The 19490-nt window shown below is 63.3% G+C and carries 22 protein-coding genes, 1 tRNA gene and 2 pseudogenes; 11 read left to right on the forward strand and 14 right to left on the reverse strand.

All coding sequences use genetic code 11. From position 1 onward, the window contains the following. Window positions 1–110 precede the first annotated feature (110 nt). Complete coding sequence (locus tag EKK97_RS02540; protein WP_159548697.1) at window positions 111–338, forward strand: hypothetical protein; 228 nt, start codon at window positions 111–113, stop codon at window positions 336–338. 49 nt (window positions 339–387) lie between these two features. On the opposite strand, the gene EKK97_RS02545 is transcribed toward EKK97_RS02540, so the two are convergent. Further along, window positions 388–2091, reverse strand: coding sequence for a methyl-accepting chemotaxis protein (locus EKK97_RS02545; RefSeq protein WP_159548700.1), 1704 nt, complete (start codon window positions 2089–2091; stop codon window positions 388–390). 385 nt (window positions 2092–2476) lie between these two features. After that, window positions 2477–3298 (reverse strand): Tim44 domain-containing protein, encoded by an 822-nt coding sequence (locus EKK97_RS02550; RefSeq protein ID WP_159548703.1) that lies wholly within the window; start codon window positions 3296–3298, stop codon window positions 2477–2479. Between the two features lie 100 nt (window positions 3299–3398). Between EKK97_RS02550 and EKK97_RS02555 the strand changes: the two genes are divergently transcribed. Further along, window positions 3399–3974, forward strand: a complete 576-nt coding sequence (locus tag EKK97_RS02555) for an isochorismatase family protein (protein ID WP_159548706.1) — start codon at window positions 3399–3401, stop codon at window positions 3972–3974. A 5-nt stretch (window positions 3975–3979) separates the two neighbouring features. Here the strand turns inward: EKK97_RS02555 and yaaA are convergent, their stop codons facing one another. Together yaaA and EKK97_RS02565 are read right to left on the reverse strand one after the other, a co-directional pair. Continuing rightward, window positions 3980–4759: a peroxide stress protein YaaA gene (gene yaaA, locus EKK97_RS02560; RefSeq protein WP_159548709.1), complete on the reverse strand. Its 780-nt coding sequence runs from the start codon at window positions 4757–4759 to the stop codon at window positions 3980–3982. 123 nt (window positions 4760–4882) lie between these two features. Further along, window positions 4883–5913: pseudogene (locus EKK97_RS02565) on the reverse strand (NADP(H)-dependent aldo-keto reductase). A gap of 241 nt (window positions 5914–6154) precedes the next feature. Between EKK97_RS02565 and EKK97_RS02570 the strand changes: the two are divergent. Further along, window positions 6155–6673, forward strand: a complete 519-nt coding sequence (locus EKK97_RS02570) for a tetratricopeptide repeat protein (RefSeq protein WP_159548712.1) — start codon at window positions 6155–6157, stop codon at window positions 6671–6673. Window positions 6674–6728: 55 nt separating this feature from the next. Further along, window positions 6729–7223, forward strand: coding sequence for a hypothetical protein (locus EKK97_RS02575; protein ID WP_159548715.1), 495 nt, complete (start codon window positions 6729–6731; stop codon window positions 7221–7223). A gap of 9 nt (window positions 7224–7232) precedes the next feature. Here the strand turns inward: EKK97_RS02575 and EKK97_RS02580 are convergent, their stop codons facing one another. The 8 genes from EKK97_RS02580 to EKK97_RS02615 form a co-directional block, all read right to left on the reverse strand. Next, window positions 7233–8204, reverse strand: coding sequence for an NAD(P)H-quinone oxidoreductase (locus EKK97_RS02580; protein ID WP_159548718.1), 972 nt, complete (start codon window positions 8202–8204; stop codon window positions 7233–7235). A gap of 9 nt (window positions 8205–8213) precedes the next feature. After that, a complete protein-coding gene (locus EKK97_RS02585; protein ID WP_159548721.1) occupies window positions 8214–8771 on the reverse strand; it encodes an LOG family protein in 558 nt (185 codons plus the stop codon). Window positions 8772–8837: 66 nt separating this feature from the next. Then, a complete protein-coding gene (locus EKK97_RS02590; RefSeq protein WP_159548724.1) occupies window positions 8838–9359 on the reverse strand; it encodes a DUF501 domain-containing protein in 522 nt (173 codons plus the stop codon). Next, the gene (locus tag EKK97_RS02595; RefSeq protein WP_159548726.1) at window positions 9331–9660 is read right to left on the reverse strand and encodes a hypothetical protein; all 330 of its coding nucleotides are present in this window, start codon (window positions 9658–9660) and stop codon (window positions 9331–9333) included. The genes EKK97_RS02590 and EKK97_RS02595 overlap by 29 nt, the downstream gene beginning before the upstream one ends. A gap of 87 nt (window positions 9661–9747) precedes the next feature. After that, a complete protein-coding gene (gene ybaK, locus EKK97_RS02600; RefSeq protein ID WP_159548729.1) occupies window positions 9748–10218 on the reverse strand; it encodes a Cys-tRNA(Pro) deacylase in 471 nt (156 codons plus the stop codon). Then, window positions 10215–10628, reverse strand: coding sequence for an acyl-CoA thioesterase (locus EKK97_RS02605; RefSeq protein WP_234286546.1), 414 nt, complete (start codon window positions 10626–10628; stop codon window positions 10215–10217). The genes ybaK and EKK97_RS02605 overlap by 4 nt, the downstream gene beginning before the upstream one ends. Window positions 10629–10706: 78 nt before the next feature. Beyond that, complete coding sequence (locus EKK97_RS02610; RefSeq protein ID WP_159548735.1) at window positions 10707–11522, reverse strand: hypothetical protein; 816 nt, start codon at window positions 11520–11522, stop codon at window positions 10707–10709. Window positions 11523–11552: 30 nt separating this feature from the next. Beyond that, on the reverse strand, window positions 11553–11987 hold the full coding sequence (locus tag EKK97_RS02615) for a hypothetical protein (RefSeq protein WP_159555660.1): 435 nt from the start codon (window positions 11985–11987) through the stop codon (window positions 11553–11555). 36 nt (window positions 11988–12023) lie between these two features. On the opposite strand from EKK97_RS02615, the pseudogene EKK97_RS02620 reads away from it, so the two are divergent. Then, window positions 12024–13201 (forward strand): annotated as a pseudogene (locus EKK97_RS02620) (MalY/PatB family protein). Between the two features lie 54 nt (window positions 13202–13255). Here EKK97_RS02620 and EKK97_RS02625 read toward each other — a convergent pair. Continuing rightward, complete coding sequence (locus EKK97_RS02625; protein WP_159548738.1) at window positions 13256–14188, reverse strand: tetratricopeptide repeat protein; 933 nt, start codon at window positions 14186–14188, stop codon at window positions 13256–13258. A 196-nt stretch (window positions 14189–14384) separates the two neighbouring features. Between EKK97_RS02625 and EKK97_RS02630 the strand changes: the two genes are divergently transcribed. The 6 genes from EKK97_RS02630 (at window position 14385) to EKK97_RS02655 (ending at window position 19173) form a co-directional block, all read left to right on the forward strand. After that, window positions 14385–15053 (forward strand): vWA domain-containing protein, encoded by a 669-nt coding sequence (locus EKK97_RS02630; RefSeq protein ID WP_159548741.1) that lies wholly within the window; start codon window positions 14385–14387, stop codon window positions 15051–15053. A gap of 134 nt (window positions 15054–15187) precedes the next feature. Further along, entirely contained in the window at window positions 15188–16147 is a 960-nt protein-coding gene (locus tag EKK97_RS02635; RefSeq protein WP_236551359.1) for a kinase, read from the forward strand. Next, window positions 16137–16994: a PP2C family serine/threonine-protein phosphatase gene (locus tag EKK97_RS02640; RefSeq protein WP_159548747.1), complete on the forward strand. Its 858-nt coding sequence runs from the start codon at window positions 16137–16139 to the stop codon at window positions 16992–16994. Before EKK97_RS02635 ends, EKK97_RS02640 begins: the two co-directional genes overlap by 11 nt. Before the next feature lie 192 nt (window positions 16995–17186). After that, complete coding sequence (locus EKK97_RS02645; RefSeq protein WP_159548750.1) at window positions 17187–18188, forward strand: acyltransferase family protein; 1002 nt, start codon at window positions 17187–17189, stop codon at window positions 18186–18188. Continuing rightward, window positions 18185–18625, forward strand: coding sequence for a hypothetical protein (locus EKK97_RS02650; RefSeq protein ID WP_159548753.1), 441 nt, complete (start codon window positions 18185–18187; stop codon window positions 18623–18625). The genes EKK97_RS02645 and EKK97_RS02650 overlap by 4 nt, the downstream gene beginning before the upstream one ends. Further along, the gene (locus EKK97_RS02655; RefSeq protein WP_236551360.1) at window positions 18553–19173 is read left to right on the forward strand and encodes an SGNH hydrolase domain-containing protein; all 621 of its coding nucleotides are present in this window, start codon (window positions 18553–18555) and stop codon (window positions 19171–19173) included. The genes EKK97_RS02650 and EKK97_RS02655 overlap by 73 nt, the downstream gene beginning before the upstream one ends. A 70-nt stretch (window positions 19174–19243) precedes the next feature. Here the strand turns inward: EKK97_RS02655 and EKK97_RS02660 are convergent. After that, window positions 19244–19320, reverse strand: a tRNA-Met gene (locus EKK97_RS02660). Window positions 19321–19490 lie beyond the last annotated feature (170 nt).

The following is a 19490-nucleotide window of genomic DNA, read 5'->3' on the forward strand; positions in this document are numbered from 1 at the left end:
CAATCCGCCATGTCTCGCTTTACCTCAGTTGATCGGAGGTAATTACATGATGTATTTGCGTTTTTTCTCGTAGAGCGTGGGAACGTTGGTGATTATCAGGAGTCGCTAGGGTGAGTCGCGGCCATATCCGCTGCGACATAGCCAAGGATGATGCGCCAATGAGAGCCATGCTGTCCGCCTTGCTGATGGTTGCCTCACTGGGTGGCCTTGCCGGCTGTGATGATCCCAGTTCAGGAGAGAAAGTGGAACGGAACATCGACCGTGCCATGAAGGATTTGGGAGAGCGGCTGGAAGGGGTAGGAGATGAGATAGAAGAGGATGCTGCCGAAGAGCCATGATATCAATGAGAGGCCCGGCGCCAGGCCGGGCCGATTTAGAGGGAGATCGTTAAAACTCTTCCCAGTCCGATGTAGTGCTGCTGGCCAACTGGGGCCTTGGCGCGGGAGCAGCCGCTTGACGTACTGGGCGCGGCTGCGGCGCGGCAGGTCTTTGAATGGCATGAGCTTCAATCACATTCTTTGTACCTGCGGCGTCGCCTGACAGGCGGAATGTCGCCACGGCGGCCTCGAGCTGGGCGGCCTGCTCTTCCAGCGAAGCCGCAGCCGCCGAGGCTTCTTCCACCAGGGCGGCATTCTGCTGGGTGACCTGATCCATCTGGGAGACTGCCAGATTCACCTGTTCGATGCCGCTGCTCTGCTCCTGAGAGGCAGCGGAGATTTCGTCCATGATGTCGGTCACGCGACGAACCGACTCGACGACCTCCCGCATGGTGGCACCTGCATTCTCGACCAGGGTCGAGCCTTTCTTCACTTGATCGGATGATGCCTCGATCAATGTCTTGATCTCCTTGGCAGCGTCGGCGCTGCGGCTGGCAAGGCTGCGAACTTCGCCTGCCACGACGGCGAAGCCGCGTCCTTGTTCGCCGGCACGGGCCGCCTCGACAGAAGCATTGAGTGCCAGAATGTTGGTCTGGAAGGCGATAGAGTCGATGACACCGATGATGTCGACGATACGCCGGGAGCTGTCGGAGATTCCATGCATGGTCTGGATCACTTCCTCCACGGCTTCGCCGCCGCGACCGGCAGTACTGGACGCCTCATTGGCTAGGGTGCTCGCCTGTTGGGCATTGTCGGCATTCTGTCTTACGGTCGCGGTGAGCTGGTCCATGCTGGCGGCGGTTTCCTGCAGCGAGGCGGCTTGCTCTTCGGTACGTGATGAGAGATCGGAGTTGCCCAACGCGATCTCCTTCGCCCCCACATGGATGGAGCCGCTGCTCGAGCGCACGGTGGAGACAGTCTGACTAAGGCCGGCCTGCATGTGTTGCATGGCGGAGAAGAGCTGGCCGATCTCGTTGCGACCACGGTCGACGATGGCCTGCGACAGGTCACCCTTGGCGATGCGCTCGAAGTGGTGGACAGCTTCCTGCAATGGCAGCACGACGATCCGGACCATTGCCATGCGCACCAGGATGACGGTCAGCGTGGCGAGTACGAGAACGATGATTTCCAGGATATCCATGAGAGCGACTTGGGATTCGTAATCGTCGATGATGGCGTCTCCTTGCTCATGGGCGAAGTCGAAGAAGCGCTGACTCTCGCCCCGGAAGGCATCCTTGCTCTCCTCGACCCTCGGGAGCAGCGATTCAAAAGTTGCAGCATTGCCCTGAGCGAGAGCCTGCTGCTGCTGAGCCAATCCCTCGACAAGAGTGGCATAGGCCGTCTTGAGGGTCGTCTCGAACGTGCTGCCCAGCTCGTCCTTGGGCGAGCCGAGGTAATCGGTGAAGCGCTGCTCCGCCCGTTGCCGCGCTATCTCATATCCCTCCAACTGAGCCGCCGTGCGGGAACTGTCGCCATCTTCCAGTGCGGCTGCCGCCCGTTGCAGGTAGAGCTGCATATCGCCAAGGTGGGCGCGGGTCAGCGACATGCTGTTCAGCTGGGTCACGTTGACCTCATCGAGCTGACGCAGTGCCCGTTCACCGTTCTGGCTCATGAAGATGCCCATGCCAGCGACGACGAGAATGAATAGGGTCAGCAAGGCCAGCGAGATCGTCAGGCTGGCCTTGACCGATAGATTGCGCAGAATGCGGTTCATCAGGAAAACCTCCTGCTGTGGGGGATTGCGTCACCACGGTATGCGAGTGGGTGAGTGACGTTCTTTGGCATTGCGATGCCTAGTTCATACAAGGGCAGCGCAGGAGGAAGTTATGAGGTTGTGGCCACGCGCCTAAACGTTCTATCGGCACACGGTAGGAAAGGTTGAAGTGCTGTTCGTTTAAGTTGACTTAATGTTTAATTAAGGAAAATAAAGTAGTTAGCAATTAACATAGACTTACGTCAAAAGCATGAAGCTTACTATAAGAAGAAACTATGAAAAGAATGATACCGGTTGGAAAAAATCATTTTGAATGAGTCTCGTTATAAAAAATAGACATAAAAAAGGCCGGCGTGCGCCGGCCTGCCTCGCAACATGTCAAGGCCTATCCAGCGTTCTGCTCTATACCCTGTAAATACCAGGGTTCTCCATCGCGCACCTCGCGGACCAGGTGCCAGGTCTCGTTGAACTCGGTCTGCTCACCGTTCTCATCGAGAATACCGTGAAAGATCACCGTGGCCTCGGCCCTGCCGCCGGTCTCGTGTACGTCGCCGAGCTCTGCGAACAAACGAACGATGTCCGTGCGATTGTTGGCCGGTTGCTTGCTGCGCTCTTCACGCAGCAAGTTGTAGAGCTCGGGCGTGACGTACTCCTGGATACCCGTGAAATCGTTATTGTCCCAGGCGCGCTGTAGGGTCATGAAATGCTCCTTGGCGCCGGATAGAAAGCGTTCGCGGTCGAACCAGGCCGGTAGGCTGCCGAAGGTGGCACCGCCCATCGGAGCGCCAGGCATCGACTGGAAGGTCTGGGGCTCGATCGGCGACTGGCGCTCGGCCGTTTGCTGGGGGCCGGCGGCAGCGACGGTGCGGCGGCGTGCCAACAGTCGGAACAGCAAGAAACCAAGGCCGGCGATCAGCAGGATGTCCATCAGCCGAAGTTCGTCGAAGGCGCCACCAAAGAACAGCGCCGCCAGCAGCCCGCCGGCGAGCATGCCCCCCAGCATGCCGGGCATGCGTGAGCCGGTGGCCTGGTTCGGTTGTGCCTGGCGTGCCGGAGTGGCCTGGCTGGGAGCTGCGGCTGGCCGGTCGGCCGAGCGCGAGAAGCTGCCAACATTACCGCCGCCGCCCATGCGGCGGGCTTCGGCATGTTCGACGGCCAGGCCAAAGCCCAGCACAGCGACCATCAGCATGACGAGGAAGTGACGCATCGAAGGGTTCTCTCTGCAAGGAATGGAGGTAAAGTCGAATTTGGGAGTCCCATTCTAACGGGTATGCTGAGGCCGTGATGACAAAAAATGGGAAGAAATCATGCGCGTGACAAGCAAACAGAGTCTGCTGCTGATCGTGGACCTTCAGGCCGGCCTGCTGCCGGTCATCAATGGTGGTGACCAGGCCGTGGCTGAGGCGGCGTGGCTGGGAGGAATCGCCGGCACCCTGGGCGTACCGGTCTGGGTCACGGAGCAGTATCCCCAAGGCCTGGGTGGCAGCGAGCCGCGGCTGCTGGAAGCGCTACCCGGCCATCGACTGTGGCGTAAGGTGCACTTCAATGCCCATGCCGAGCCGGATTTTGCCGCTGCGCTCGAGGCGAGCGGCAAGCGACAGATCGTGTTGTGCGGCAGCGAAGCGCATATTTGCGTGTTGCAGACTGGCCTGGGGCTGCTGGAAGCGGGCTACGAGGTGTATTGGCTCAGCGAGGCGACGGTCAGCCGGCGCGCGGAGGAGGCAAGGCTCGCCCGCGAGCGCATGATACGTGCGGGCGCGACCCCGGTGAGTGCCGACATGGTGGCCTACGAGTGGCTCGAGCGCTGTGACGAGGAGCCTTTCCGCCAAGTCCACAGGCGTTATCTCAAGCCACGTTCGGCGCGTCCGCTACGTTTCTTCTGATCCGCTCAGCTCTGGTCCTCGCGGCGAGTGAAGACCAGGGTATCGCCTTCCGACATGGCGGGGTTGAAGGCATAACCCGCCACATCGAACGCCTTGAGATCCTCAGGGGCATTCAGACGCTGATGAATCATCCAGGCAGCCATGAGGCCGCGCGCTTTCTTGGCATAGAAGCTGATGATCTTGAACTTGCCGTTCTTCTCGTCCTTGAACACTGGTGTGATCACACGGGCATCCAGCCGCTTGGTATCGACGGCCTTGAAATACTCGTTGGAGGCCAGGTTGACCAGCACCTTCGAGCCGCTTGCGGCAATGGCTTCATTGAGCGCTCCGGTCAGGATGTCTTGCCAGTACGCGTAAAGATCCTTGCCGGCAGGGTTGGGTAGCCGAGTCCCCATCTCGAGGCGGTAGGGCTGGATCAGATCGAGCGGGCGCAGCAGACCATACAATCCTGAGAGGATACGCAGGTGTCGCTGGGCGAATTCGTTGTCGTCGTCGCTGAAAGTGCTCGCCTCGAGGCCCACGTAAACGTCGCCCTGAAAGGCTTGGGCTGCCGGCTTGGCGTTTTCGGGCGTGAAGCGGGGCTGCCATTCGGCGAAACGGGCGGCGTTGAGCCCGGCTAGCTTGTCGCTGATGCCCATCAGCTCACTCAGCTGCTGTGGCGAGTAGTCACGGAGGATGGAAACGAGTCGCTGGCTATGGTCGAGAAAGTCCGGCTGCGAGTGGATGGCCGTCGTGGCAGGGGTCTCGAAATCCAGCGTCTTCGCTGGCGAGATCACGCTCAGCATGGGGCACTCCTGTACCTGGAAGTGGCGAATCGGGAATGGCCCGAGTATATCAGCCACGAGATGATCACGGGGCTATCGCAACGATAGCCCTGGAGCATGAGAGAGTTGGCGAAGAAGGCACCTTCAAGGGCAAGGGTTCGGAATCTGTCGGTGTACCTCATCAATGGCGTCGAGCACGCTCTGTTCGAGCTTGAGCGCCTCACTGGCCAAGTTGCTCTCGAGCTGTTCCATCGTGGTGGCGCCAATTATGTTGCTAGTGAGGAAACTGCGCGAATTGACGAAGGCCAGCGCCATCTGGGCCGGATCCAGTTCGTTTTCCCGGGCGATATCGACATAGGCGCGGGTAGCCTGCTCGGCGAGCGGTGAGGTATAGCGTTTGAAGCGCTCGAACAGCGTCAGGCGAGCGTTTTCGGGGCGCGCACCAGCCAGATACTTGCCGGACAGTACGCCGAAGCCGAGCGGCGAATAGGCCAACAGGCCCACGTTCTCGCGATGAGCGATCTCGGCCAGGCCGACTTCGAAAGACCGGTTGAGCAGATTGTAAGGATTCTGGATCGAGGCCACCCGCGGCAGGTCGAGTCGTTCGGCCAATTGCAGGGCCTTCATCACACCCCATGGCGTTTCGTTGGAAAGGCCGATGGCGCGAACCTTGCCGGCATCGACCAGTTCCTTGAGTACGCCCAGGGTCTCTTCCAGCGGGATGGCTTCTTCCTCTTCGTCGTGCTCATAGCCCAGGCGGCCGAAATAGTTGGTCGAGCGTTCGGGCCAGTGCAACTGGTAGAGGTCGACATAATCGGTTTGCAGCCGGGCAAGGCTGGCATCGATGGCCTGGTGGATGTGCTGACGATCGAGGCGTGGACCACCACGGATATGCTCGAGGCCGGGGCCGGTCACCTTGGTGGCGATGATGACGTCATCGCGACTGTCGCGCCGCTTGAGCCAACTGCCGATATAGGCTTCGGTACGTCCCTGTGTCTCGGCGCGGGAGGTACTGGATACATTTCGGCCGCATCGATGAAGTTGATGCCGAAGGCTACGGCGCGGTCGAGCTGCTCGTGTGCTTCGGCTTCGCTGTTCTGCTCGCCGAAAGTCATGGTGCCCAGGCACAGGCGGCTGACTTCGATGCCCGTGTCACCAAGCGGTCGCGTCTGCATCGTCGCTCCTGTAGAAGATGGGATCGGTAGCGTTCTTATTGCGCATCCAACGCCATGCTAGCCGAGGCCTACCAAGGCAGCAAATCATAGGGGTTGAGTCACCGCCGAGGCGAGCGTATGCTGGCGACCCTCAGCGGCCCCGGCGGAGTCCCGTGGTAGCCTCAAGACTGGCCATGACGCAGACCACAGGGTGGTGTGGATCCGTCATGCGGCTTCAAGACGAACGCAAGGTTGTTTGCACATGACGCAGGCATCATCACTGTTCACCCGACTCGAATACCGTCTTGCAGAACAGCTGTTCCATACGCGCTGGTTGCCGCGCTCGCCGCGAACTCAGCGCTTGACCATGCATCTCTTCGAGCGTTGCGCCGACGCCGGTCACCCTGGCGCGCTCTCGCTCTATGGGCACGTGCTCTTTCACCGTGGCATCAGTCCCCAGGACAAGGCGCGCGGCGCCCGTTACGTTCTCGAGGCGGCGCAGGCCGGCAACCTCAAGGCTCAATACCAGGCCGGAAGGATTCTCGAGCACGGCTGCGCCCAGTACCCTCGCCGTGAGGAACGTGCCGTGACCTGGTATGCCCGTGCCGGCGAGGCCGGGCATCCGCTTGCTGCCGCACGCCTGGCCAAGGCCTACCGCCTGGGCGAGCTCGGGTTGCCGGTGGATAGCGTCCAGGCCGCTCATTGGCAGGCTCTTGCCGACCGCCATGCGGGCCTGGAAGGTGACGAGCTGGACAGCGACGACGTCCAGGCCCGACACTGACCTTTCCCTTAACGGCTTCCGCCAGCCGGCCCTACTCTCGAGGACACGCCCATTCGTGACGCTTCCGACATTGCTGGATATCGAGGCGTCCGGATTCGGGCGCGGTAGCTACCCTATCGAGATCGGCCTGGCACGGGCCGATGGAAGCTGCTGTGCCTTTCTCATCCAACCCCTGGATGAGTGGACCCATTGGGACCCCAAGGCCGAGCTGCTGCATGGTATCTCCCGGGCGCGGCTGCTGCGCGAAGGGCTGCCCGTGGCCCAGGTGGCTCGCTGGCTCAATGATGAGCTGAGCGAGATCGGCATGGCCTACAGCGATAGCTGGGGCTATGACAATACCTGGCTGTCGTTGCTGTTCCATCATGCTGGCATGCTGCCTGCCTTTCGCCTCGAAGCGCTGCGTATTCTGCTCAGCGAGCATCAGCTGGCCCTGTGGCACCGTACCCGGGAAGCGCTGGTCAAGGAGCTGGGGATACGCCGGCACCGTGCCGGTGAGGATGCACGGTTGCTGCAGCTCACTTATCAGCGAACGCTCGAGCAGGCCGGCTGATAGCCATCTTCAGCCCTCGCCGCTTACCGCGAGCAGTACCTTGCCGATGTTGGCGTCCCGCTGCACATGAGCGTGGGCGGCTTCGGCCTCGTCGATTGACCAGGTTCGATCGATCAAGGGCCGAAACTCGCCGCTTGCCAGGCGCGGCCAGACATGGGCCAGCAGCGCGTCGAGTATGGCTCCCTTGGCCGCTGGTGGCTTGGCGCGCAGCGTCGAGCCGATCAGCCGCTGGCGTTTCATCAGCATACGGCCCAGGTCGAGCTCGGCGCGGCGCCCTCCCATGAGTCCGATCAGCACCAAGCGTCCGTCGGCATTGAGCACACGCTGATTGTCCGCCAGATAAGCGCCGCCCACGGGGTCGAGGATCAGGTCGGCGCCGCCCCATTGCTTCACGGCTTCCACGAAACTGCCCTGATGACGGTTGAACACACCGCCGGCACCCAGCTCACGGCAGGCGGCAAGCTTGTCATCGCTACCCGCGGTGACGAAGCAGGGGTGACCGAAGGCTCGGCAGAGCTGGATCGCCGCGGTGCCGACACCGCTGGCACCGGCATGCAGCAGAACGTGTTCACCGGCCGCCAACTGGCCCTCCATGAACAGATTGAGCCAGGCGGTGGCGAACACCTCGGGCAGCGCTGCCGCCTCACGCAGGCCAAAGCCCTCTGGCAGTGGCAGCACCTGCCGTGCATCGACCACGACTTCCTCGGCATAGCCGCCGCCCGCCAGCAGGGCGCAGACCCGATCCCCAGGACGCAGACTGTCGACGCCGGGGCCGACCTCGACCACCGTGCCGCTGATCTCGAGGCCAAGAATATCGCTGACTCCTGGCGGCGGCGGGTAATGACCGGCTCGCTGCATCAAGTCGGCACGGTTGACGCCGGCCCAGGCGACCTTGATGCGCACTTCTCCGGCGGCGGGGCCGGGCACGCCGGGGTGCTCGAGCCAGAGCAGGCGATCTTCATCGACGGCAATGGCATGCATGGCGATCTCCTAGGTTGCGGTCTCGGCGAGGCGGGCTTCCAGGGCATCCAGCAGGGCGGCGGGCTCCTCGGCATCAATAAGGCAGGATCGGGTACGGGCGTTGAGGAAGCCGTGCTCCACGGTACTGTCGAGGAAAGTCAGCAGTGGGGAATAGAAGCCGGCGGTATCGAGTACGCCGATGGGCTTGTCGTGCAGCCCCAGGTACTGCCAGGTCCAGGCCTCGAATAGCTCTTCCAGGGTACCGATGCCACCGGGCAAGGCGATGAATGCATCGGCGTGAGCCGCCATGCTGGCCTTGCGCTCGTGCATGTTGTTCACGCGAATCAGCGTGGGCAGCCCTTGGTGCGCCTGTTCCCGCTCCACCAGATGATCGGGCATCACCCCAATGACGTCACCGCCGCCTTCCAGCACGGCGTTGGCCAACGCGCCCATAAGGCCGATGCGGGCGCCGCCATAGACCAGGCAGTGGCCACGTGCGGCCAGTTCACGTCCCAGGGCCCGGGTTGCTTCCAGAAAGGCGGGATCCCGACCGTCGCGGGAGCCCAGGTAAACACAGAATCTCGACATGCGCATCTCCTTGGCAAGCCCTTATCCTAGCCGGCCGGGAGAGGCTTCGAAAGGCTGGTTGTGGTCTTAGGGGAGCGCGTCGGCCACGGCGAATTCGGCGTCGAGCCATTGGCCGATGACATTGGAGCCGCAGAGATGGTGGGCGTACTGGGTATGCAGGCAGCGCACCTGGTCCCAGTTGGCGATGCCGCCGATGCCGCGCTCGCGCAACACCGCCTCATAGCCGAGGCGTTCGACTTCGCTACGCTGCGCTGCGCTCATGTAGCGCCAGCGGGTCTCGACATAATCGTGATGGCTGGCATGGTAGGCGGCGAGAAAATCGGCATCGTCCTTCAGCCTTGCCTCGAGCTGCTTGATCACACCGCTGGCTTCGATGCGGGAGATGTCGATCTTGAGTCGCTCGGAGCAGAGCCAATAGAGCGTGGGAAAGGGCTTGCCATCGACGATGGGGGCCATGCGCAGCACCAGGGGAGTGCCTTCGCCATCGGTGGCGGCAACCGCCTCGATGCCGCGTGGGGCTCGCCCCAACTGCTCGGCGATGATGGTCAGCTGGCGGGCGTCAGGCGTCTGGTCGGTCTGGATCACCATCGTTGCGGTCCCGTACGAACTTGTTGGAGCGGCCCACGGCGCGAAAGAAGGTCCGGTTGAGCTGCTCGGGCGTGGGCACGTAGCCGCGCCACTGGCGTTCGCAATACTCGTTGGCCCGCGCCATCAGCACGTCGTAGAGGCGATTGAACGGCGCATCATAATCGTAGGGGTCGGCCCCGAACAAGCGGATATGGGGGTAGTCGGCAAAACGCTCCATGAAATAGCGCTCCAGGTCGGCCTCGACGGCACGGTGTTGGGCAACGTTATCGGGGTCGAGCCAGAGGTTGTAGCGGATGGCCATGATGGACTCCTGGCGGCGATGAATGGCCCGTATTGCTGCGGGTCATGGAGCTTTGACCACATGATGCCGGAATCGGCTCATGCAGATTCAGGTTCGGGCCAGGCATGCCAGGCGAGCCTGGCACAGGCGAATCAGGTCGGCGGGGGCCAGGGCGATCTCGAGGCCGCGCCGTCCGCCACTGACGTGTATCCGCTCGAGGCCCTCGACGCTGGCATCGAGAAAAGTGGGCAATCGTTTCTTCTGGCCCAGCGGACTGATGCCGCCCAGCACGTAGCCGGTGGCGCGTTCGGCCTCGGCCGCCTCGGCCATGCTCGCACGCCGGGCACCGGCTGCCTTGGCTAGCGCCTTGAGGTCGAGCTGGCCGGTGACCGGCACGATGCCCACCGCCAGGCGGCCATCGCCGAGGCGGGCAACCAGGGTCTTGAACACGCTCTGGGGGGCGAGCCCCAAGGCGCGTACCGCCTCCTCGCCGTAGGCTGGCGAGCGGGGGTCGTGTTCGTAGCTGAGCAGTTCGAAGGCGGCGCCGTCGCGCTCCAGCGCCTTGACGGCCGGGGTCATGCGTCGCTTGTCTCCTCGAGCGGCTGCAGGTGGGCCTCGAGTGCGGTGCGTAGCTTACCCGAGACAGGGACGGCACGTTTCAGGTCGTGGTCGAAGTGTACCATCACGGTATGCCCAAGGTTGGTCAACTCCCCTTTCTGCCAGGCCTCCTGGGTCACGGTGAAGGAGCTGTTACCCAGCCGCGAAACGTAGGTACGGATTTCGATGTCGCTGCCGTAGTGCAACTCGGCACGATAGTCGATCTCCATGCGCGCCATGATTAGCCGCCACTTGCGTGGGTCCAGGTCCGGCGTGAACAGACGAAACAGATCGTTGCGTGCCAGCTCGAACCAGGCGGGCAGCCGGGTATTGTTGACGTGGCCGAGGGCATCGGTGTCGTAGAAGGCGGGTTCGATGGTGCGCACGAACATGTGAGAGTCCCTTTGCTGTTTGCGGTCTTGGGGCATGCCGGTGTCAGTAGGACAGCATTGCCCCGAGCAAACGCTAGGTCAAGTGCCGGCGGACTGCCTCTCGCCATGCCATGCCTGCAGCCGCATCCAGCCCAGCAGCCACAGGGTAGCGACCGCGAATCCCGCCAGAGTGCCCCACAGCAGGCCCAGCGTGGCATAGGTGAGCGAGATGCAAAGGGCGTAGCAGAGCAGCGCACCCAGGCCGGCCGGATAATGCTTGATCACCGTGGCGGCCGGTGCCGCGCCGTGGGTGAGGTGCAGGATCACCAATAGCGGATACATCGAAATCGGAAACGCTGCCAGCATCCCGGCCCAGGAAGCCGGCAGCACGTGAGCCAGGCCGGTGACCAGGAAGACGATGGCGGTGGCAAGCCCGGCGCGAAGCACAAGCGGTCTCCAGCGTGAGCTGTCATGACGCACCCTGACCCGGGTTTCCGGCACGTGCCGATAGAGCCAGGTGAAGGCAAAGATGGCAACCAGCGTCACCAGGGTGCCGCTCAAGCGATCGAAATCGAAGCGTGTCAGCACCAGACTGGTCAGCCACCAGGCGGCGAGGCCGCCGGCGGTGCCACTCAGCACACCGCGAAGGCCGTCGCGACGACCGCACAGCAGGTAGCCGCCGCCCAACGCCATGGTGGCGGTGAAGCCAGCCAGGCTGAACACGGCGCTCTCGGCGGCGAAGCCGGGTGAAATCTCCAGGCCGATGAAGAACAGCGCGATGGCAGTGCCCAGGGGGTAGCCGGAAAGCAGGCCGGCCACGCGGGTACTGACGCGCTCGGCAACGATCGACAGACCGAGCACGATACCGATCGAAACCAGCAGCTTGGCCAGCTGCCAGCTCAGGGGTACATCCATGACTTATTCCTTGAGGTGAGAACAGCGCAACTAGACGAGGCGCAGGCCCTGGCGATCGGCCCAGGCGGCGCCCACCGCGTGGGTCAGCATGTCCTGCAGGTGAGCCGGCAGGGCGGCACGTGCCTCGTCGACATTGGCAAACTCGCGGTTGCGCAGCCAGCAATAAGCCCAGGCGCAGGCCTCGTCATCATCCTTCGGTACCGGGCGTGCCGGCATCTGGACCAGCAGGAAGGTGGCGGTGCGTGCCGCCCACAGCGGAATACGGTCCCCCGCCTCGTCCTGGCTCCACTCCGCCAGGGTGGCACCATCGGGCGTGGCATCGGGCTCGCCCACGCGGGCCACCCGGGCCGTCTCGGCCAGGATCAGCGCGAGGCGGTCGGGATCGCCCTGGCCGAGCTCGAGCCACTGGCCGATCAGCGCCGGCATGCCCCGACGAACCTTGGCATAGAAGCCGCTTTGCGGCATGGTTTTGCTCATACAGCTGTTTCCCGAGGAGAGAACATGGAGTTCGATTTTGCCACGCCCGTCGAGCGTCGCCACCCCGCCGGGGGCGAGTGGCCGTCGCAGAAGTGGCACCGCTATGATGCCAGCATCCTGCCGCTATGGGTGGCCGACATGGATTTTCGCTCCCCCCGCAGGTGATTGAAGCGCTGCGGGCACGGGTCGATCACGGTGTCTTCGGCTATGGCGTGGTGCCCGACAGCCTCGAGCGCACCCTCTGCGAGTGGAGTGCCCGGGAGTACGACTGGCCGATCGAGCCGGAGTGGCAGCTGTGGCTGCCCGGCGTGGTGCCGGCCCTGCACCTGGCCAGCCTGGCCCTGACCGAGCCGGGCGAGGGGGTGCTGACCAGCACACCGATCTACCCGCCGTTCCTGAAGGTGGCCGAGCGTACCGGGCGCCTGGCCCAGCTGGCTCCACTGGGCGAGCCAGCGGCTCCCGGTGAGCCGTGGCGGCTCGACCTGGAAGCGCTGGAGGCGGCGATAACGCCCGAGACGCGACTGCTGCTCTGGTGCCATCCCCACAATCCCACCGGCCGGGTCTGGCGGCATGAGGAACTGGCCGGGCTGGCGGCGTTGATCGAACGGTACGACCTGCTGGTGGTGTCCGACGAACTGCACTGCGACCTATTGCTGGAGGATGGCGCCGTGCATCGACCTCTGGCCGCTGCCTTTCCGTCCCTGGCGGCACGTATCATCACGCTGTGGGCGCCCTCCAAGACCTTCAATCTTGCCGGTCTCACCACGGCCTGCGCGGTGATTTCCGATGCCTCGCTGCGTCAGCGTTTCGCCGCCGCCATGCGAGGATTGCTGCCGGACGTCAACGTATTGGGATTGGTGGCCGCCGAGGTCGCCTATGGCCAATGCAATACATGGCGCCAGGCCCTGCTCGAGACGCTCCGCGGTAACCGCCAGACGCTCAGCGAGCGCGCCGCCATGTGGCCGGGCGCGAGCATGAGCGTACCGCAATCGACCTATCTGGCCTGGCTCGACCTGCGCCGTGCCGAGGGGCTGGCAGGTCGGCAGGGCTCGCCGCAGCGCATTCTGATGCAGGAAGCGGGAGTAGCGCTCTCCGATGGTGCAGATTTCGGTTGGCCGGGCTTCGTGCGGCTCAACTTCGGTACCACGGCAGCGCAGCTGGACGAAGCCCTGCTGCGCCTGGATACGGTGCTGAGAACGTAAGCCGAAGCAGCAGGTGGCCCGCCGGGCCACCTGCCTTTCTCTCGGCAAGGCGGGTCAATAGAGCAGGGTGAACAGCCGGCGACGATAGGTGACGGTCAGGGGATGGTCGGCGCCCAGGGCGTCGAAGACCCGCAGCAAGGTCTTGCGCGCCACATCGTCGCCATAGCCGCGATCACGGCGCATGACCTCGAGCAGCCCTTCCAGTCCGCTCTCGTAGTCGCCGTCGGCCACTTGGCGCAGGGCGCGCTTGTAACGCGCCTCGCTGTCGTCGCGACCGGCCAGCGCGGCCAGCTCGTCGTCGCCAGGCGCCTCCTCGCGGAATTCGATACTGGCGCGCACGCCGCGTGCCGGGGCGGCATCGCGCTCCTCCGGTGGCAGATTGTCGAGCAGCGCCAGGGCCTCCTCGCTGCGGCTCTCCGCCACCAGAGCCCGGGCCAGCTCCACCTGATAGGGAGCATGATCGGGATTTTGCTGCACGAGCTGCTCGTAGAGGGCGCGTGCCGTAGCAGCGTCACCCTGGGCCAAGGCTTCGGCGGCCTGCTCCTCGGGGCTTGCCGGGGCATCCTCAGGAGCGGGGAAATAACGCCCCAGCCATTCGCGAACCTCCTTCTCCGGCAGTGCCCCCTGGAAGTGATCCACCAGGCCGCCCTGGCTGATCAGCTTGACGTCTGGCACCGAGCGTACGCCGAGCTGGGCGGCGATCTCCTGATTATCCTCGATGTTGAGCTTGGCCAGGATGAAGGCGCCGCGATATTCGCGCGTCAGCTTCTCCAAGATTGGCATCAGTGCCTTGCATGGCTGGCACCAAGGAGCCCAGCAGTCGAGCAGCACCGGCACCTGCATGGAGAGTTCCAGCAGCTGCTGGATGTTGTTGTGATCGACGTCGACGATGAGCTGCTCGTCGCTGGGTGCCGTGTCCCGTGAAGGGGAGGAGGGTTCCTGGGGTGCCGTCAGCGGGGCACCACTGCGAGGGTCGACGATGGACATGGGTAAGGCCTTGGGCAAAGGGATGAGTTTGTTCGAAAGATGCGGGTAAAGGTGGCGGGATTCAAGGGGCAAGGGGCTTGTCGCACGTCGCGTTGGCTGGAGTGGGGTGGTGAGCGCGGCAACCGTGCGGGGGCTGTGGTAGTCTCGTGTTCGTTCGCCCCGACGGGGCCGGGCGTCCAGATATGAGGACCGTGGGATGGCAACGTACCGACTGAATCGCGACAGCGACCTTATCGACAACCCTTCACCGAGATGCGCCTGCATGCTGGTGCTGGATACCTCCGCGTCGATGTTCGGGCAGCCGATCCGTGAATTGAACGCTGGCGTGCAGGCTTTCATATCGGCCATTCAGGAGGACGACATGGCCGCCTGCTCGGTCGAGCTGGGCGTGATCACCGCCGGCGGCAAGGTGACCGAACAGCTGCCCTTCACCACGGCCATGAACATATCCCAGTGCCGCCAGTTCACCGCCTCTGGCCTGACCCCGCTGGGCAGCGCCATGGAGCTGGCGCTGGATCGCCTCGAGGAGCGCACCGCCGCTTATCGCAAGGCGGGGGTCGCCTACTACCAGCCGTGGCTCGTGGTGATCAGTGATGGCGTGCCGACCGACCAGTGGCAGGCGGCTTCGGTGAGGGCACGAACCCTGGCTCAGCAGCGCAAGCTGGTGGTGATGCCGGTGGGCGTCGAGGAGGCGGATCTCGATGCCCTGAGTGCTTTTTCCACCCGGCCGGCCAAGCGTCTCGACGGGCTGAAGTTCCGTGAATTCTTCCTCTGGCTCTCGGCCAGCATGAGCCGCGTTTCGGCATCCTCGTCGACCACCGATCAGGTCAAGTTGCCGCCGACGGATAGCTGGGACAGCATCTAAGCGGGCGACGTCACCAGGACGGAACCGGAAGCATGCGGTACGCGATGCCAGCCGTGCCTGCGGCACGAGATATGATAATGGGTGCGAGGAGCGGCATTGGAGGAGGTCGAGTGGTGACACGCGGACGAGTAGTCATGGATTCGCAGGGCAAGGAGCGCCAGCTCGGCAAGCGCCTGGAACGCGGGGGCGAGGGAGAGATCTATGCGCTGCGCGACCGTCCCGATGTGATCGTCAAGTGGTACTACCCCGAGGTGCTCGACAAGCGTGGCGAGGAGCTGCATCGCAAGGTAGAAGCCATGCGCGGTCTGCGTGACGCACACATGACGCGCGACGTGTGCTGGCCGTTGATCCGGGTCTTCGACCAGCAACAGCGCTGGATCGGCTTCGCCATGTACCGGGCGCGTGGGGTGAAGATGAGCTTCCTGGCTCATGCCCTGCTCTATCAACGTTATTTTCCCGGTCTCGACCGGCGCCGTGTCGTCGGCTACCTGATTCGCTTCGTCGAGATCGTCCAGCAACTTCACGATGCCGGGGTCTGCATCGGCGACTACAACCTCAACAACGTCTTCTGCGTGCCGTCGTCCGACCAGGTGACGCTGATCGATTGCGACAGCTATCAGTTGAGGGTTGGCGGCACCTTCTATCCCTGCCCCGTGGGCAGCCCTGACATGACGCCCAAGGAACATCAAGGCGTCTCCTTCCGCCATGTCGTACGCACGCCTCGAAGCGAAGCCTTTTCGCTGGCCATCGTACTGTTCAAATGCCTGATGCTGGGGCGGCATCCCTACGATATCGTTGGCGGTGACGACCCGGTGCGCAACCTTCGCCGTGGCAACTTCGCCTATGGCCGCGGCCAGCGCGATGTGCCCCAGGGCGTATGGTACGAACTCTGGCGCGAGCTGCCCGAGACCATTCGCGACATGTTCGTGACCACTTTCACGGTTGGGGCCGATGCGCCCATCCAGCGTGCCACGCTGTCCCAGTGGCATGTTGCGCTGAGTGAATATCGCGAGGCGATGGCGGCCGGCGAGCACGCGGTGCAGCTTGCCACGCCGGGCCGGCCCCAGCGTTCGCAGGTGCTGTATGCCCGTTGAAACCGACCGGATCGAGAGCGTTGCGGTGCCTGCCTGGTCGGCCCTGGCCGTTGCCACGGCCGGGTTGGCTCATCTGGAGAGCGAGCCTCCGCTGCCTTGCCAGGATGCTGCGGGTGTCGCGACGGAGCCGCGCCCCGTATTGGTGGTAGCCGACGGCGCCGGCAGCTCGCCGGCCTCGGAGCTTGGGGCGCGTACGCTGGTCAGCGCCATGCGGCGCCTGGCCGATACGCTGGACGCCCAGTTGGCCTGGCTGCTCGATGGTCGCGAGGAGCCAGGGCGCGAGGCTGCGCGCCAGTTCGCTGAGCTGTTGGTGCGCCATGCCAGTGGCACCCTGGCTGACCGGGCTGCCGAGCAGCAAAGGCCGGTGCGCGACCTGCGCTGTACGCTGCTGCTGGCGCTGGTCGGGCGCGAAAGGCTGCTGTGGCTCAAGGTGGGCGATGGCGAGCTCGTGCTGGAGCGGGCAGTACCCATCGAGCCCGAGGAGGGCGGTGAAGCCGAGCTGGCGCCGCACCTCTCGACCCTGGGCGAGCGCGGCAAGGGAGAGTTTGCCAACCAGACGGTTTTCGTCGACGAGCGCCTGACCTTCGAGCAGGTCCAGTACGGCTGTGAGCCGGTGACGACCCTGACCGGTATTGCGTTGATGAGCGACGGAGCGGCCGAGAAGCTGGTTTCGTTCGATGGTACACAAGTCTCGGGGCAGATCAGCCACTGGCTCGACGACCTGCGCCGCGGGCGGCTGCGCCAACGTGACCTGGTGCGACGCTTCTATAGCGAGAGTTTTTGCCACGGCACCAGCGGCGATGACCGCAGCATCGCCCTGCTGGCCAGGGAACTGGAAGCGCTGTGAGGCGTCGATGGCCATGAAGGGACGCGACCTCCAGCGTGGACGCGGGGACTGGCAAGAGTCGTGCACGCCGTAGGCTATGCTTTGCCATAGAGGCTCCAGCAGCTGTCGACTCGCCGCGATGCCAGGTATAGCTCTCCATCGGCGATGCGTAGGCAGACGATGCGACTGCCGCTGCACAGGAAGTGCCCAAGGATGGAGGAAGCGATGCAGAAGCCGCAGTACAGGCCGGACATCGATGGCCTGAGGGCGATAGCCGTCATCCTGGTGGTCGCTTATCATGCCGAGATCCCAGGATTTGACTTCGGGTTCATCGGCGTAGATGTCTTCTTCGTCATCTCCGGCTACCTGATCACGAGTTTGCTGATAAGGGAGCTGGAGCGCACCGGCGACATAAGCCTGCTCGCCTTTTACGGTCGCCGTGTCCGGCGGCTGATGCCGGCCATGGTCGTCGTGATCCTGTCCTCCCTTGTCCTTGGCTACCTCCTCCTCACCCCTGTGGGACAGCAGCAGAATCTGTCTGAATCGGCTATCGCCTCCATCGCATTCTTCGCCAACTATTATTTCATCGCGACGACAGGCGGCTATTTCGATGGCCCCACCGACCAGGTGCCATTGCTGCACATGTGGTCCCTGTCGGTGGAAGAGCAATTCTACGCCATCTGGCCAATCCTCCTTATCGCGAGCCTGTCATTCGCCAGGCGCCATGGAAAACGGCCGTGGATCGTCTTTTCGACACTTGCCGCGTTAGGAATCGGTGCCTCTTTTTGCTACGGGTGGTGGCTTTCCAGCGCCAATCCGAATGCGGCTTATTTCTCGGTTCTCTCCCGTGGCTGGCAGTTGTTGGCGGGCTCACTGCTGGCGTGTGTGTTGGGGCGCGGGCTGCTTCCGCAGGCTTCGAACGCCGCCCGGTCTACCCTGGCTGCGCTCGCAGCGGCGCTGCTGCTGGCAGCGACGTTCGTCATCGAGGGCTCCCACGCGTATCCCGGCTGGATGGGAATGCTGCCCGTTCTCTCGGCGGTGGCATTGATCGTGGCCGGGTTCGGCCGAGCTTCGAACCCCTTGTCCCGGTTGCTCGCCACGCGGCCCTTCGTCTTCGTGGAAAGATATCCTACCCCTGGTATCTCTGGCACTGGCCCTTACTGGCCATGTCCCGCGCCTATCACCTGGGTGAGGGTGATCTGGAGCGTGACGTGATGCTGGCATCTCTCTCGTTCTTTCTCGCATTCCTAACCTATCGCCTGGTGGAAATCCCTGCCGCGTGCTTCTTTACGAGGCGATCCGTATCCCACAAGCAGCTCGTCAAGCTGGGCGGATTGGCGTCTCTCCTGCTCGCCCTCGCCGCGTTCGGGTTGATGAGCCATGCCAACCAGCAGAAGAGCACGGGCTTCTATCGACAACTGGACCGGGCGGCGGAAGATGTGCCTGAGCTTCGAGGAGAGTGCCATTTGAGCACCCCCTTCCAGGGGCTGCCGGATGCATCCAATTGTGTGAATCGTTCCGATATGGGCGCGCCGGATCTGCTGCTCTGGGGGACTCCCACGCGGACCACTATTCCCCGATGCTGGAGGAGCTATCCGGAGTCCTGCAGTTTTCTTTCCTGCAGAGATCCTTCAGTACTTGTCCGCCATTGATAGGCTATTCCCACGGTTATTCTCAGGGCCATCCCCGGGAGAACGATCGGAACTGTGAGCTGTTCAAGGAGGCTCTGACCGATGAACTCGCTGAGTTGACTCAGAGGGGGCTGTCGGGGGTCGTGTTGAGTGCCAGTTGGCTGGGACGAGCGAGCAGCGAGAGCCACCTGTCGCTGGCGGAAAAGGGGCTCAGGAATACCGTCGATCTTCTGCTCGAGCATGGGCTGAGGGTGGTTGTCGTAGCGCCCACGCCTGTGTTCAGCGTACCCATGACGGACTGTCTGGCCAGGCGAACCGTGGCGTCATGCAGCACCTACCAGCGGCGGCTGGAAAAACGCAGGGAGGCCATACTTTCCGTCATGCACGATATCGCCGAGGAGGAGCCGGGCGTCAGAGTCGTCGACTTCCATGCTCAGCTGTGTCCGGGCGGGAAATGCCATTCCCTGCTGGGAGACACCGTGGTGTATCGGGACGAGCACCATCTCACGACTCGCGCCGCCAGGGAGCTTTCTCCCTACGCGCGCAACGATATCGAATGGCTCCTGTAAAACCGACGGCCGTCGGTTCGGTGTCGAGCGGCAACAAAAAACCGAGGCTTCTGGCCTCGGCCTTCATATTTGGTAGCGGGGGCCGGATTTGAACCGACGACCTTCGGGTTATGAGCCCGACGAGCTACCAGACTGCTCCACCCCGCATCAACGTGCTGAGCATTCTACGCTTTTTCTGCGCTGTGTCAAGGTGGGCAGCAATCCTCGTGCAAGCGCTGCGCTTGTGTCCATAATCAGGAGGGGAAGCTTGAAGGCAAGCCCTTCAGTCAGCATCCTGTTACGGCTGGCCTGCTGTGCCAGGTCGAGCAATGCAACTA

It is taken from the genome of Billgrantia tianxiuensis, from assembly GCF_009834345.1.
Lineage (GTDB): Bacteria > Pseudomonadota > Gammaproteobacteria > Pseudomonadales > Halomonadaceae > Halomonas > Halomonas tianxiuensis.